Annotated in this window: 11 protein-coding genes; 10 read left to right on the forward strand and 1 reads right to left on the reverse strand. The window is 71.2% G+C overall.

The genetic code is table 11. From position 1 onward, the window contains the following. The first annotated feature begins 1 nt into the window (after nt 1). The 10 genes from AC1DIW_RS11105 to AC1DIW_RS11150 all read left to right on the forward strand — a co-directional run bounded on the left by AC1DIW_RS11105 (nt 2) and on the right by AC1DIW_RS11150 (nt 13,516). A complete protein-coding gene (locus AC1DIW_RS11105) occupies nt 2-859 on the forward strand; it encodes a MaoC/PaaZ C-terminal domain-containing protein (protein ID WP_478108167.1) in 858 nt (285 codons plus the stop codon). Between the two features lie 395 nt (nt 860-1,254). Beyond that, nucleotides 1,255-3,231, forward strand: coding sequence for a threonine--tRNA ligase (gene thrS, locus AC1DIW_RS11110; RefSeq protein ID WP_478108169.1), 1,977 nt, complete (start codon nt 1,255-1,257; stop codon nt 3,229-3,231). 373 nt (nt 3,232-3,604) lie between these two features. Beyond that, nucleotides 3,605-6,886 carry a GH92 family glycosyl hydrolase gene (locus AC1DIW_RS11115; RefSeq protein ID WP_478108171.1) on the forward strand — a complete coding sequence of 1,094 codons (3,282 nt, stop codon included), beginning with the start codon at nt 3,605-3,607 and terminating at the stop codon, nt 6,884-6,886. A gap of 429 nt (nt 6,887-7,315) precedes the next feature. Then, complete coding sequence (locus AC1DIW_RS11120) at nt 7,316-7,870, forward strand: HIT family protein (protein WP_442280754.1); 555 nt, start codon at nt 7,316-7,318, stop codon at nt 7,868-7,870. A 94-nt stretch (nt 7,871-7,964) separates the two neighbouring features. Then, entirely contained in the window at nt 7,965-8,588 is a 624-nt protein-coding gene (gene pgsA, locus AC1DIW_RS11125; RefSeq protein WP_442280755.1) for a phosphatidylinositol phosphate synthase, read from the forward strand. Then, on the forward strand, nt 8,585-9,577 hold the full coding sequence (locus AC1DIW_RS11130) for a phosphatidylinositol mannoside acyltransferase (RefSeq protein ID WP_478108173.1): 993 nt from the start codon (nt 8,585-8,587) through the stop codon (nt 9,575-9,577). Before pgsA ends, AC1DIW_RS11130 begins: the two co-directional genes overlap by 4 nt. Beyond that, the gene (locus tag AC1DIW_RS11135; RefSeq protein WP_442280757.1) at nt 9,574-10,746 is read left to right on the forward strand and encodes a glycosyltransferase family 4 protein; all 1,173 of its coding nucleotides are present in this window, start codon (nt 9,574-9,576) and stop codon (nt 10,744-10,746) included. The genes AC1DIW_RS11130 and AC1DIW_RS11135 overlap by 4 nt, the downstream gene beginning before the upstream one ends. Beyond that, nucleotides 10,743-11,294 (forward strand): hypothetical protein, encoded by a 552-nt coding sequence (locus AC1DIW_RS11140; protein ID WP_442280758.1) that lies wholly within the window; start codon nt 10,743-10,745, stop codon nt 11,292-11,294. Before AC1DIW_RS11135 ends, AC1DIW_RS11140 begins: the two co-directional genes overlap by 4 nt. A 77-nt stretch (nt 11,295-11,371) precedes the next feature. Then, nucleotides 11,372-12,310, forward strand: a complete 939-nt coding sequence (pdxS, locus tag AC1DIW_RS11145) for a pyridoxal 5'-phosphate synthase lyase subunit PdxS (protein ID WP_478108224.1) — start codon at nt 11,372-11,374, stop codon at nt 12,308-12,310. Between the two features lie 105 nt (nt 12,311-12,415). Continuing rightward, nucleotides 12,416-13,516, forward strand: coding sequence for a DUF4037 domain-containing protein (locus tag AC1DIW_RS11150; protein WP_478108175.1), 1,101 nt, complete (start codon nt 12,416-12,418; stop codon nt 13,514-13,516). Here AC1DIW_RS11150 and kynU read toward each other — a convergent pair. After that, nucleotides 13,509-14,762 (reverse strand): kynureninase, encoded by a 1,254-nt coding sequence (gene kynU / locus AC1DIW_RS11155; RefSeq protein ID WP_478108177.1) that lies wholly within the window; start codon nt 14,760-14,762, stop codon nt 13,509-13,511. The two genes, AC1DIW_RS11150 and kynU, sit on opposite strands and share 8 nt — an antisense overlap. Between the last annotated feature and the right edge of the window lie 84 nt (nt 14,763-14,846).

Here is a 14,846-nt window from a genome sequence, read left to right on the forward strand (position 1 = left end):
GATGACCAAGGAGATCACCCTCGTGGGGGCCCCGGACCTGCGTCGTATCTACGCCACCGCGGCCCTCCGCCGGGGCAACGCCAGCGGCACCCTGCCCGACGTGCGCTACTCGCGGGCCGGCATACGCGTGGCCGTCGACGACCTCGTCGGCTACTCGCACGTGTGCCGCTTCCCCGTCGCCGGCACCCTTCCGCCGACCTACCCGCACCTCGTCGCGTTCCCGCTCCAGATGGCGGTCATGAGCGGCGACCGTTTCCCGCTCCCGCTGCTCGGCGCCGTCCACGTCGAGAACCGGATCGAGGTCGTCCGCCCCGTCGACGTCGGCGAGCCGCTCGACGTGTCCGTGTGGGCGCAGGACCTGCGGCCGCACCGCCGCGGGCGGCAGGTCGACCTCGTGTCCGAGGTGAGCGTGCGCGCCGAGGTGGTGTGGCGTGGGGTGAGCACCTACCTCTCACGGGGCACGGAGCACGTCGACGCCGAGCCGTCTGACCCGCCGTCGACGGAGGCCCTGTCGGCGGTGACAGCGGGTCCGCTGTGGCGCCTCGGCGAGGGCACCGGCCGGGCGTATGCCGCCGTGTCGGGTGACTGGAACCCCATCCACGTGCACGCCCTCACGGCGAGACCGCTCGGCTTCCCGAGCGCCATCGCGCACGGCATGTACTCCTACGCAAGGGTGCTCGCATCGCTGGGTCCGAGACTTCCTGAGTCGGGGCTGACGAGCCGCGTGTGGTTCCGCAAGCCCGTCCGGCTGCCGTCGACCGTCCGCCTGCGCACCGCCTTCGAGTCGTCGCGCACGCTCTCGGTCCTCGAGAACGCGAAGGGCGAGATCGAGCACGCGGTCGTCGAGAACACCTGGTAGCCCCCAACCCGGCCCACCCCTCCCTCACCTCAACCGTCGAGAGGCCACGTGTGGCCGCCTCGGAACCGTCGAGAGGCCACGTGTGGCCGCCTCGACGCCGTCGAGTGGCCACCGGGAGTTGGCCGGACGTGGCCACTCGACGTCAGTGGAGCGGCCATTCGTGGCCTCTCGACGTCACTGGAGCGGCCATACGTGGCCTCTCGACGGTGAGTTTGGGGCTGCTGGACTCGGCGGGGCCGGTTCGGCGCGACAGGTCGCGGCGCCCCGGGCGGCCGGTCATCCCAAACCGCGTCGCCCGGCCCTTCGGTGTCTCGATACCCTTGCCGAGCCGCACCGTGCGGCGCCACCCGACCTGCCGGCCGCCGGCGGGTCCTGTCGAGCGAGGAGCACCAACCGTGTCTGCACAGATCACCGTCACCGTCGCCGGAAGCGAGCGATCGGTCTCGGAGCAGACGACGGCGGGTGAGCTCTTCGAGGGTGACCGCTCCGTCGTCGTCGCGCGCGTCAACGGTCAGCTCCGCGACCTCTTCCACGTCGTCGCCGAGGGCGACGACGTGGAGCCCGTGACCGTCGACAGCGAGGACGGCCTCGCCGTGCTGCGGCACTCGACCGCCCACGTGCTCGCGCAGGCCGTCCAGCAGCTCCACGCCGACGCGAAGCTCGGCATCGGGCCGCCCGTCCGCGACGGCTTCTACTACGACTTCGACGTCGAGACCCCCTTCCACCCCGATGACCTCAAGGCCCTCGAGAAGGCCATGCAGAAGATCATCAACGAGGGCCAGACCTTCGTTCGTCGCGTCGTCACCGACGCCGACGCCCTCGAGGAGCTCAAGGACGAGCCGTACAAGTGCGAGCTGGTCGGTCTCAAGGGCGGCAACGCCGAGGAGGCCGCAGAGGGCGCGGGAGTCGAGGTCGGCGCCGGCGAGCTGACGATCTACGACAACGTCCGCCGCGACGGCACCCGCGCCTGGGGCGACCTCTGCCGGGGCCCGCACATCCCGAGCACCAAGCTCATCGGCAACGCCTTCAAGCTCATGCGGGTGGCCGCCGCCTACTGGCGCGGCTCGGAGAAGAACCCGCAGCTCCAGCGCATCTACGGCACCGCGTGGCCCACGAAGGACGACCTCAAGGCCTACCTCGACCGGCTCGCCGAGGCCGAGCGCCGCGACCACCGTCGTCTCGGCGCCGAGCTCGACCTCTTCTCGTTCCCCACCGAGCTGGGTCCGGGCCTGCCCGTCTTCCACCCGAAGGGCGGTGTGATCAAGCGCGAGATGGAGGACTACGTGCGCGCCCGGCACATCGAGGAGGGCTTCCAGTACGTCGGCACCCCGCACATCTCCAAGGAGGAGCTCTTCTACACCTCCGGGCACCTGCCGTACTACTCGCAGGGCATGTTCCCGCCCATGGACGTCGACGGCCAGAACTACCGCCTCAAGGCGATGAGCTGCCCGATGCACAACCTCATCTACAAGTCGCGGCAGCGCTCCTACCGCGAGCTGCCCCTGCGTCTGTTCGAGTTCGGCACGGTCTACCGCGACGAGAAGTCGGGCGTGCTCCAGGGCCTGACCCGCGTGCGGATGATCACCCAGGACGACTCGCACTCCTACGTCACCAAGGAGGAGGCCGCCGGCGAGGTCAAGCACCTGCTCGACTTCGTGCTGGGCCTGCTCAAGGACTTCGGGCTCGACGACTACTACCTCGAGCTGTCGACGCGCGACGACGCCAAGGACAAGTTCATCGGCAGCGACGAGCAGTGGGTGGCCGCGACGAAGGTCCTCGAGGACGTCGCGACGGCCTCCGGCCTCGAGCTCGTGCCCGACCCGGGTGGCGCCGCCTACTACGGCCCGAAGATCTCGGTCCAGGCCCGCGACGCCATCGGGCGCACCTGGCAGATGTCGACGATCCAGTACGACTTCAACCAGCCCGAGCGCTTCGGCCTCGAGTACCAGGCCGCCGACGGCTCGCGTGAGCAGCCGGTCATGATCCACTCGGCGAAGTTCGGCTCCATCGAGCGCTTCATCGGCGTGCTCACCGAGCACTACGCGGGTGCGTTCCCGGTGTGGCTCAGCCCGGTGCAGGTGCTCGGTGTGCCCGTCGCGGAGGACTACGCCGACTACCTCAATGACGTGCTGAACCGCTTGCGCGCCAAGGGAGTTCGCGTCGAGCTCGACGACAGCGACGACCGCTTCCCCAAGAAGATCCGCAATGCGAGCAAGTCGAAGGTGCCGTTCACGCTCATCGCCGGGGAGGACGACCGTGCCGCGGGCGCCGTGTCCTTCCGCTACCGCGACGGTTCCCAGAAGAACGGCGTCCCGGTCGACGACGCGATCGCCGAGATCCGCGCCGCCATCGAGAGCCGCACCCAGGTCTGAGACCGCAGGACCACCGACGGCGTATGCCGCGTGGTGACGGCGAGGAGGTTCGGCGTGGCCCGCCCMCSGGGGGTGGGCGGGCCACGCCAAGAGCTCCAGTGGCCGGGGGGTGTCACTGGGTCACGGCGCCTGCCGAAATGGGAAGAACCTGCAAGCGCCACCGTCCACGGTGTCACCGGCGACTGGACGCACCCTGCACCCCAGCCCCGAAGAGCGTCAGAGTCCACCCTGATCGCGGGCAGGGGCTACGGCATACGTCCTTTTTGTCCGATGTCGCGTGTCCATCGGACAAGCACCGGCCCCCGGTTGCCGAAGGTGGCGGACATCAGGAGTCTCGGGCAGGACACCGTCGTCGCCCCTGAAGGAACGCCACATGCGCACCGTGCTCCGCTCGCTCGGCACCGTCGTCCTCGCCGCCACCGCTCTGGGCCCGGTGCTGCCACCGGGAGCCCCTCCGACGGCCGCGGCAGCGGAGTCCCTCGCCCGGTCCGTCAACCCGTTCATCGGCACGCAGGACAACGGGAACACGTTCCCGGGTGCCAGCGCGCCGTTCGGGATGGTCCAGGTCAGCCCGGACACCGGGGGAGAGGGTGGCTACGACTACTCGCAGAAGTCGATCTACGGCTTCAGCCAGACCCACCTGTCCGGTGTCGGCTGTCCCGTCGTCGGCGAGCTTCCCGTCATGCCGACGTCCGGGGCGATCACGACCGTCGACGCCTCGCGGTACGCCTCCGCCTACTCGCACACCGACGAGGAGGCGAGCCCCGGCTACTACCGCGTGGGCCTGCCGACCTACGGCGTCCAGGCCGAGCTGACGGCGACGGACCGCACGGGGTGGCAGCGGTTCAGCTTCCCGGCCGACAAGGCCGCCAACGTCCTGCTCAACACCGGCAAGGCCAACATGCGCGTCTTCGACTCCGAGGTGCACGTCGTCGGTGACCGCGTCGTCGAGGGCCGCATCCACGACGGCAACTTCTGTGCCGGCAAGGACGAGCACACGGTGTACTTCCGCGCCGAGTTCGACCGCCCCTTCAGCTCTTTCGGCACCTGGAGCGGCTCCACCCTGACCGCCGGCGCACGTGACGCGTCGACCAAGGACGGCGGCAACGGTGCGGCCCTGACCTTCCCGACCGGCACGACCGCCGTGACGATGAAGGTCGGCCTCAGCTACACCGGCCCCGACGGCGCCCGCGCCAACCTCGCCAAGGAGACCGGCGGCGGCTTCGACTTCGACGCCACACGTGCTGCGCTGACCCAGCGCTGGGAGACACAGCTGGGCCACGCGCGCATCACCGGCGGCTCGGACGAGCGGCGCACGGCGTACTACACCGCGCTCTACCACTCGCTCATGCACCCCAACCTCGCCTCCGACGTCGACGGGCGCTACCACGGGTGGGACGGGAAGAACCACGTCGCCGAGGGCTACACCCCGCGTCAGAACTTCTCGTTGTGGGACACCTACCGGCCGCAGAACCAGCTGCTCGAGGTGCTGGCCCCCGACGTGGCCCGTGACTCCTACCTCTCGGTGCTCGCCATCGGCCGCGAGGGTGGCTGGCTGCCACGCTGGGCCCTGGTCAACAGCGAGACCAACATCATGACCGGCGACCCCGTGACGCCGTTCCTCGTCGAGGGCTGGAGCAAGGGCTTCCTCGCCGGCCACGAGACGGAGGCGTACGCCCTCCTCAAGCAGAATGCGACCGAGCAGCCCCCGGCCTACAGCCAGTACAACGGACGCTCGGGCCAGCACTACTACGAGAAGCTCGGCTACATCCCGTTCGGTCTGCGCGTCGGCACCGACTGCGTCTCCCATGGCGGGGACAACGACTGCGCCCACCCGGCGTCCGCGACGATGGAGTACGCCGCGGCTGACGCATCCCTCGCGATCATGGCGAAGGCGCTCGGGCACACGGCCGACGCATCGATGCTCACCGAGCGCAGCGGCTGGTACAAGAACCTCTGGGACGCCGGCACCCAGAGCTTCCGCCCCCGCATGAGCGACGGCACGTGGCTCGACCCGTACGACCCTGTCGAGGCCGCGCACGCCTTCCACGAGGGCGGCTCCTACCAGTACCAGTGGCTCGCCCCGCAGGACCCGTCCGGCCTCGTCAGGCTGATGGGTGGCCGCGCCGCGACCGAGAAGCGCCTCGACGACTTCTTCGCCTACGACAAGCTGCTCGCCGACCCGGCCGGCACCGCCCGGACCGACTGGATCGAAGCGACGTACGCCTACTACAGCAAGCCGACCTACAACCCGAACAACGAGCCCGACCTGCTCGCTCCCTACGTGTACGCCTGGGTGCAGCAGCCGGCGAAGATCGCGACCGTGGCCCGCGCCGCCTTCACTCTCTTCACCGACGGCGCCGACGGCATGACCGGCAACGACGACCTCGGCACGATGTCCGCCTGGTACGTCTTCTCCTCCTGGGGGCTCTACCCGACGATGAGCGGGGCGAACTACTTCGTCGTCAGCTCACCCCAGTTCGAGCGCGTCGACATCGACGTGGCAACACCGACGTCGGTGCGCACCGGCCAGGGCGGTCGCCTGACGATCACGGCGCCGGGCGTCTCCGACGACCGCCGCTACGTGCAGACGTTGACGGTGGACGGACGCAAGACCACGAAGAGCTGGGTCGGCTGGGACGCGCTGCGGGGCGGTGGCACCGTGGCCCACACCGTCGGCACGACACCGAGCCGGTGGGGCACGACGCCCGCGGACGTGCCGCCCTCGGCGGTCCAGGCGGGCCGCGACCCACGGCTGTCCCTGTCGATGACGGCGCGCCCCAACCCTGTCGTCGTGCCGACCGGTGCCCGCGAGGCGCGCCTGTCCGTCGACCTCGTCGGCCAGGCCCCAAAGAGCCTGCCGGTCACCGTCGCCGTCACGACGCCGCAGGGCTGGTCCGCGTCGGTGGGTGCGAGCGGCGAGGGATCGACGGTCCTGCACAGCGACGGCATCCCGGCGAGCGCCTCGGTGCCGGTGACCCTCAGGCTGCCGGCGGGACTCGGTGCCGGCTCCCACGAGGTAAGGGTGACCGCCTCGGCGCCCGGCGTCGAGCCAGTGGTCAGGACCGTCACCGTGCAGCTCCAGGAGGCCCTGGCCTGCGTCGCCGGGGCGACGGGCTGCGCCGTGGACCTCGCACCGGTCCGCAACCACGACGGGACGGCGACGGTCGCCGCCCCGAGCGAGGGCAACTTCGACAACAGCGGGTGGAGCTACGACGCCGCGCTGCTCCCGGCCGCGGGGACATGGGACTGGAACGGCGTCACGTATGCCGCGCCGGTCACGTCGGGCACGACGCCGAACTTCGTCGAGGGGCGCGGTCAGACGATCCTCGTGCCCGCCGCCAGCCGAAGCGCCATCCACGTCATCGGATCGACGCACAACGGCGACGTGTCGACGGCGCTGCGCCTGACCTACACGGACGGCAGCGTCCAGTCCGTGCCGATCTCGCTCACCGACTGGGCGGCCGGCAGCGGACACAACGGCAACCACGTCGCCATCGCCATGGACCACCGCATCAGGGGTGGTGCCGGCGTCGACGGGCCGCCGGTCCAGCTCTTCGGCACGACCGTGGCGGCGGACCCGTCGAAGCAGCTCCAGTCGGTCACGCTGCCCGGCGACGACCGGTTCGAGGTGTATGCGGTGTCGCTCGGCTGAGCGGTCGACCCGACCACGTCAACCGTCCCGGACGGCTCCGTCTGCCGGTCCGGCAGTTTGCTGAAAGTGGTTGCGCGCAGGGCCAAGCGGGGATACAACTGAGGGACCGAACCGCTTCGGCGGAACGGATTCCGAATCGCTTCGGCGATGACGAAAGAGAAGGCCCGGGAACTCATACTTCCCGGGCCTTCACCTTCCGCTCGACCCGCTCCGGCCATGGCGAGCGGTACCGGCCCTGCGGCTCTCACACCCGCAGGGTCGTTCCCTGTCCGGAGCGGGACACGTCAAAGGCCCTGCGGTCTCACACACCGCAGGGCCAGCCTCCATTGAACCCAACGTCGGGCTCCCTGTGAAATCGACACGCTGACAGCCGGCGCGCCCAGGGGGCACGCCCGATGTGGCGCCGGGGCCGCCCTAGGATCTGTCACCATGACGACGCAGGGCAGTGGCACCGAGTCGGCGGCGGACTTCGCGCAGGTCGAGGACGGCTTCGAGAGACTGTGGACGCCGCACCGGATGGCCTACATCCTCGGTGACAAGCCGACCGACGAGGAGGGCCACGGCTGCCCGTTCTGCTCGGCGCCGACACGGTCCGACGAGGAGGGGCTCATCGTCCACCGCGGTGAGCACTGCTTCGTCGTGATGAACCTCTTCCCGTACAACCCGGGCCACGTGCTCGTCTGCCCCTACCGGCACGTCTCCCTCTACATCGACCTCACCGACGAGGAGACCGCCGAGTTCACCGCTCTGACGAAGCAGGTGGTCCGCGTGCTGCAGGCGGCGTCGGAGCCGCACGGGTTCAACCTCGGCATGAACCAGGGGGCTGTCGCCGGTGCCGGCGTCGCGGCCCACCTGCACCAGCACGTCGTGCCGCGCTGGAGCGGCGACTCCAACTTCCTGCCGATCGTCGCCCAGACCAAGGCGCTGCCGGTGCTCCTGGAGGACACCCGCTCTCGACTGGTCGCGGCCTGGCCGCAGGGCTGAGCGCGTCGCCGGCCGGGTGCGACGGGTCACGGACGCGCCACGTTGGGGGCGGTGGACCCGGGCACAGCCGCCCGGTCAGTACGCTGGTCCCACCATGCTCAACAGACTCCTGCGCGCGACGATGACCAAGATCCTGGCTCCCGTCGCCCATCTCTTCCTCCGGTTGGGCATCAGCCCCGACGTCGTGACCGTCGTCGGCACCGTCGGCGTGTGCGTCGGCGCCCTCGCGTTCTTCCCGCGGGGGCAGCTCTGGGTCGGGTGCCTCGTCATCACCGCCTTCGTCTTCTCCGACACGGTCGACGGCATCATGGCGCGCGAGTCGGGTCGTTCGAGCAAGTGGGGCGCCTACCTCGACTCGACCCTCGACCGGATGGGCGACTCCGCCATCTTCGGCGGCCTCGTGCTCTTCTACGCCGGCCCGGGTGACAACCGGTGGATGGCGGGACTGGCGCTCGCCTGCCTCATCCTCGGATCGGTCGTCTCCTACGCCAAGGCACGGGCAGAGGGGCTCGGTTACACGGCCGACGTCGGCATCGCCGAGCGCGCCGACCGTCTGGTCGCGGTGCTCGTGGCCGCGTTCTTCGCCGACCTGTTCAACTCCACGCTGCTGCTGGGCATCGTGCTCGGGCTGCTCGCCGTGGCGAGCTTCGTGACGGTGCTCCAGCGCATGCTCACCGTGCGCCATCAGGCGCTGTCGTCGGGCGAGGTGGCCAGTTGAGCCGCACGGGACTCGTCGGCCGCGTGACCGACACCGTCAGCGTGCTCGGGTTCCGGCTCGGGTGGTCGACGGTCGCCGCGCTGCCCGAGGCTGCGGCATACCGGCTCTTCAACATGGTCGCCGACCTCGCGGTCCGGCGCCGGGGCAAGGGCATCCAGCGATTGCGCGCGAACTACCGTCGCGCCCGCCCCGAGCTCGACGACGCCGCCCTCGACGCCCTCGTGCGGGAGGGGATGCGGTCCTACATGCGCTACTACTGCGAGGCCTTCCGGCTGCCGTCGATCGGCCGCGAGCGCCTCGACGGCGCCGTGCGGGTGACGGGGCTCGAGGGTCCCAAGGCCGTCGCGGACACCGGACAGGCGGTCGTCGTGTTCGTGGGCCACCTCGGCAACTTCGACCTCGCCGCAGCGTGGGCAGCGACCAACCTCGCCCCGGTCACGACCGTCGCAGAGCGGCTCGAGCCCGAAGAGGTCTTCCAGGAGTTCGTCGCGTTCCGCAACAGCATCAACATGGACATCATCCCGCTGACCGGTGGTGTCGACCCCTTCGCGGGACTTCTCGCAGCGACGCGGGCGGGCGGGCGCGCCATCGCGCTCGCGGCCGACCGCGACCTCACCCAGAACGGGATCGAGGTCGACCTGCTCGGCCACAGGGCACGGATGGCCAAGGGCCCGGCGGTGCTCGCGCTGATGACGGGCGCGCCCCTCTTCTGCGCCTCGATCCACTACGAGCCGGCGCCGGCCGGCACCGGTCTCGGCGGCTACCGCACCGTCATCGAGTTCAGCGACCAGCTGCGGCCGCGCGTCGAGGGCCCGAGCACCGTCAAGGCGCAGGACCTCATCCAGCAATGCGCCGACCACCTGGCCACGACGATCCGCACCCACACGAGTAGCTGGCACATGCTGCAGAAGGTGTTCGTCGACGACCTCGACCCGGCCCACGACCCGGGCCGTGACCCGGGTCGCGCGCCCGCCGGAGCGCGACCGTGAAGATCGGCATCGTCTGCCCGTACTCGTTCGACGTGCCGGGCGGGGTGCAGTTCCACGTCCGCGACCTCGCCGAGCACCTCATCGGCCAGGGTCACGACGTGTCGGTCCTCGCACCGGCCGACAGCGAGACCGAGCTCCCCGACTACGTCACGTCGGCGGGTCGCGCCACGGCCGTGCGCTACAACGGATCGGTCGCGCGGCTGAACTTCGGCCCCGTGACGGCGTCCAAGGTGAACAAGTGGCTCGAAGCGGGCCAGTTCGACGTGCTGCACCTGCACGAGCCCGTCACGCCCAGCATCAGCGTGCTCGCGCTGATGGCGGCCGACGGCCCCATCGTCGCCACCTTCCACACCTCCATGCTGCGGTCGCGCACGATGCAGACGGCATACCCCATCATCCGGCCGGCCCTGGAGAAGATCGCCGGGCGCATCGCGGTGAGCGAGGACGCCCGCCGCACCGTGACGACGCATGTCGGGGGCGACGCGGTCGTGATCCCGAACGGCGTCTACGTCGACCGGTTCGCGAGTGCCCCACGCCGGTCGGCCTGGATCGGCACCCCGGCCTCGCCCACGATCGCCTTCCTCGGACGGATGGGGGAGCCGCGCAAGGGCCTTCCCGTCCTCGCGGCCGCGCTGCCTGACGTGCTCCGCGCGATCCCCGGGCTGCGCGTCCTCGTGGCTGGACCCGGCGACCCCACCGAGGTGACCGAGGGCTGGCCGAAGGAGGTCGCCGCGGCCTGCGTCTTCCTCGGCTCCGTCTCCGACGAGGACAAGGCCTCGTTGCTCGCGTCGGTCGACGTCTACGTGGCGCCCAACACCGGGGGAGAGAGCTTCGGCATCATCCTCATCGAGGCCATGAGCGCCGGGGCCTGCGTGCTGGCCAGCGACCTGCCGGCGTTCTCGCGCGTGCTCGACGGCGGCTCGGCGGGTGCGATGTTCGCCAACGAGCATCCGGAGGACCTCGCCCGCACCCTCGTCGACCTGCTCCGACGGCCCGATCGCCGCGCCGAGCTCGCGGCGGCGGGTCAGCACCGCGCGCGGCTGTTCGACTGGTCGGTCGTCGCCGACGAGATCCTCGCCGTCTACGAGACGGTCATCGAAGGCCGCGCGGCGGCTCACCTGGAGCCCCAAGGGCGCTGGAACCGCTTCCTGCGCGGGGGTGCCCGATGAGCGAGGTCTTCTCCTGGATCTTCGGTGTCCTCTTCGTCCTCGTGCTCGCCGGGTGGTACCTCTCCTACACCGCGGCCCGCCTCGACCGTCTCCACGTCCGGCTCAGCGGCACGCTCGCGGCCCTCGACGCGCGCCTCGTCCGCAGGGCCGAGGCTGCCGTCGAGCTCGCCAACAGCGGCCTGCTCGACGGGGCCACGTCCCTCCTCCTCGCCAACGCCGCGGCCGGCTCCCTCGAGGCGCCCGCCGAGCACGGGGAGGAGCGGGAGCTCGCCGAGAACGACCTCACGGAGGCCCTCGACCTCGCGCTGACCCCGGTCGCCGTCGCGGACCTGCGGTCGACCCCGCTCGGCCAGGACGTGCTGTCCCGGGTCGGCTCGGCCTGCACCCGCGTGCAGCTGGCCAGACGCTTCCACAACGACGCGGTGACCGACGTGCGCCGGGTGCGCCGCAAGTGGGCCATCCGCATCTTCCACCTCGCCGGCTACACGCAGATGCCGCACACGGTCGAGTTCAACGACGAGGCCCCGGAGCACCTCACGCCCGTCTGACCCGACCGCGTCGTGCACCGGCCTCGCGGGGGCCTACCCTTTGTGCAACCCCACTCCAGAACACGGGAAAGCAGGACATCGTGAGCACCACCCCGACCTCGGGCAGCACCCCCGCGGCTGACCAGCACACCACGGGCTCCACCGGCACGACCCGCGTCAAGCGCGGCATGGCCGAGATGCTCAAGGGCGGCGTCATCATGGACGTCGTCACCGCCGAGCAGGCGAAGATCGCCGAGGACGCCGGCGCCGTCGCCGTCATGGCCCTCGAGCGCGTCCCGGCCGACATCCGCGCCCAGGGCGGCGTCTCGCGCATGAGCGACCCCGACATGATCGACAGCATCATCGAGGCCGTCTCGATCCCCGTCATGGCCAAGGCCCGCATCGGCCATTTCGTCGAGGCGCAGGTGCTCCAGAGCCTCGGCGTCGACTACATCGACGAGTCCGAGGTGCTCACCCCCGCCGACTACGCCAACCACATCGACAAGTGGCAGTTCACCGTGCCCTTCGTCTGTGGCGCGACCAACCTGGGCGAAGCCCTGCGCCGCATCACCGAGGGCGCGGCGATGATCCGCTCCAAGGGTGAGGCCGGCACCGGTGACGTCTCCAACGCGACGACGCACATGCGCACCCTCCGGGCCGAGATCAACCGCCTCCGCTCGATGAGCCCCGACGAGCTCTACGTCGCGGCCAAGGAGCTGCAGGCCCCCTACGAGCTCGTCAGGGAGGTCGCCGAGGCTGGCAAGCTCCCCGTCGTGCTCTTCACCGCCGGCGGCATCGCGACCCCCGCCGACGCCGCCATGATGATGCAGCTCGGCGCCGAGGGCGTCTTCGTCGGGTCCGGCATCTTCAAGTCCGGCAACCCGGCCCAGCGCGCCGAGGCCATCGTCAAGGCGACGACCTTCCACGACGACCCCGACGTCATCGCCAAGGTGTCGCGCGGCCTCGGCGAGGCCATGGTCGGCATCAACGTCGACGAGATCCCGCAGCCGCACCGGCTCGCCGAGCGCGGTTGGTGACCTCCGGCCACCCAGCCATCTGCTGACGTATGCCGTCGTGCCCCACCGGGCGCGGCGGCATACGTGCTCACCCGGCCGACGGGCCGGGACTGGCACCATCGTGCCGTGGCCCCGTCCGGATCCGAGCTCTCCAGGTCCTACTTCGAGCACGTCGTGCGTCCCGCCGTCGCAGCGCGCTGGCCGAGGCTTCCGTATGCCGCCGCCCGCCTCGGGAGCGGATCCGACGTCCTCGGCCTCGACGACGCGATGTCGCGCGACCACGACTGGGGCCTGCGCCTCAACCTCCTCGTCCCGGGCGGGCTCGTCGCGGCGGTCGACGCGCACCTCGGCGAGCACCTCCCCGAGTCGTTCGAGGGTCACCCGACCCGGTTCGCGACGACGTGGGACCCGGTCGTGCGCCACCGCGTGCAGGTGGAGACGGCCCGCGAGCTCGCCGTGTCGCGGCTCGGCGTGGACCCCACGACCGACCTCACCGTCGGCGACTGGCTGTCGCTGACCGGACAGGCCGTCCTCGAGGTCACCGCGGGCGACGTGTTCGCCGACGGCGCGGGGGAGCTGGACCGCATACGGCGAACGCTCGAGTGGTACCCCGACGACGTCTGGCGCCACGTCGTCGCGACGGACTGGGCGCGTCTCGCGCAGGAGCTCCCGTTCATCGGTCGGACCGGCGAGCGCGGCGACGACCTCGGCTCACGGGTGCTGGCAGCGCGGCTCGCGGGGATCGCCATGCACCTCGGCCACCTGCTCGAGCGCCGGTGGCCGCCCTACGCCAAGTGGCTCGGCACGAGCTTTGCGCGACTCCCACGCGCGAGGGTGGCGGCCGGCCCGCTGGAAGCAGCCCTCGCCGCGAACCACTGGCACGAGCGCGAATCCGGCGTGGTCGATGCCCTGCGAGCGCTCAGCCGGCTGCAGGCCGACGCCGGGCTCCCGACCGTCGACGATCCGGTCGAGCGGTTCTGGGACCGTCCCTACCTCGGGGTGCGCGACACCGCCGTCACCGTGGTCGCCGAGAGCATCCGCGACCCGGCCGTGCGATCGCTGCCGCGAGGGGTCGGCTCCGCGGAGCAGGTGAGCGACAACGTCGACGTGCTCGTGCACCCTGGCCGACGGCGGCCACCACGGGATCGAGTGGCCGATGATGCCGCACCTGGTGGGGTGATCACCCCACCGGACGCAACATCATCGGCAGCACGACGCGTCAGGTGACGGCGCCGCGCTCGGCGAACTCCGCGCGCTCGAACTCGCGGCTCTCGAGCACCTGCGCCACGTGGACGGCTGCGCGCACCGCGTCCACGTGCGTCACGTAGAGCGGGGCGAAGCCGAGCCGGATGATGTCGGGCTCGCGGAAGTCACCGATGACGCCGCGCGCGATGAGCGCCTGGACGACTGCGAACGCCTGCGGGTGGCGCAGCGACACCTGCGACCCGCGCCGCTCCGGCTCGCGCGGGGTCGCCAGCGGCAGCTCGACACCGAGCGCGTCGAGCGCCTCGATGAAGGTCCCGGTCACCGAGAGCGAGGCGGCCCGGACGTCGGCGGGGGAGAGCCCGTCGTATGCCGTCAGCGCAGCCTCGAGGGCGAGCACCGAGAGCAGGGGTGGGGTGCCGACGCGGGCGCGGGTGATGCCGGGGGCCGGCTCGTAGTCGGGGCGCATCTCGAACGGGTGGGCGTGTCCCTGCCAGCCGGTCAGCGGCTGGTCGAAGTCGTCCTGGTGCCGGGCTGCCACGTAGAGGAAGGCGGGCGCGCCCGGACCGCCGTTGAGGTACTTGTAGCCGCAGCCGACGGCGAGGTCGGCGCCCCCGGCATCGAGGCCCACCTCGAGAACCCCCGCAGAGTGGCAGAGGTCCCAGCACGCGAGCGCGCCGACCGCGTGAGCTGCCTCCGTGATCGCGCGCAGGTCCCAGAGCTCGCCGGTCCGGTAGTCGACGCTCGAGTAGGAGGCGAGCGCGAGGGCGTCACCGACCTCGGCGATGGCGTCCACCGCCTCGCCAGGGCGCACGCGCCGCACCTCGAGGCCGGCCAGCGCGGCGGCCGACTCGGTCACGTAGAGGTCGGTCGGGAACGAGTCCGGGTCGGTCAGCACGACGCGGCGGCCGGGCCGCAGCCGCCCGGCCCCGATGACGGCCTTGAAGAGGTTGACCGAGGTCGAGTCCGTCACGACGACCTGACCCGGCGCCGCTCCGACCAGACGACCGACGCGGTCGCCGACCCGGGTCTGGGCGCCCCACCAGTCGGCCTCGTTCCACGAGCGGATGAGGCGCTCTCCCCACTGCCGGCGCATGACGTCGTCGACCACGGCGGGCACGGCGCTCGGCAGCGCCCCGAGGGAGTTGCCGTCGAGGTAGATCACGTCGTCAGGAAGCGTGAAGAGGTCTCGCGTGCCGCGCAGCGGCGAGTTCGCGTCGGCCGTCGTCGCACGGGCGGTCAGGTCCTCAGGAGCGGTCACCGTCGTCATGGCCGCAACGTATCCGGTGGCGCGGAGCCGATGTCAGGGCGGCTCCCGCCCAGGTCTCGGATCCGAGACGATTCCCGCACGCCG

It is taken from the genome of Terrabacter sp. 01T434 (assembly GCF_056398545.1).

Bases quoted from the DNA above. Each gene is read 5' to 3' on its own strand.
- AC1DIW_RS11140 (WP_442280758.1), top strand. From the start codon at position 10,743: ATGAGCGAGGTCTTCTCCTGGATCTTCGGTGTCCTCTTCGTCCTCGTG.
- pgsA (WP_442280755.1), top strand. From the start codon at position 7,965: ATGCTCAACAGACTCCTGCGCGCGACGATGACCAAGATCCTGGCTCCC.
- AC1DIW_RS11105 (WP_478108167.1), top strand. From the start codon at position 2: ATGACCAAGGAGATCACCCTCGTGGGGGCCCCGGACCTGCGTCGTATC.
- AC1DIW_RS11115 (WP_478108171.1), top strand. From the start codon at position 3,605: ATGCGCACCGTGCTCCGCTCGCTCGGCACCGTCGTCCTCGCCGCCACC.
- kynU (WP_478108177.1), bottom strand. From the start codon at position 14,762: ATGACGACGGTGACCGCTCCTGAGGACCTGACCGCCCGTGCGACGACG.
- AC1DIW_RS11120 (WP_442280754.1), top strand. From the start codon at position 7,316: ATGACGACGCAGGGCAGTGGCACCGAGTCGGCGGCGGACTTCGCGCAG.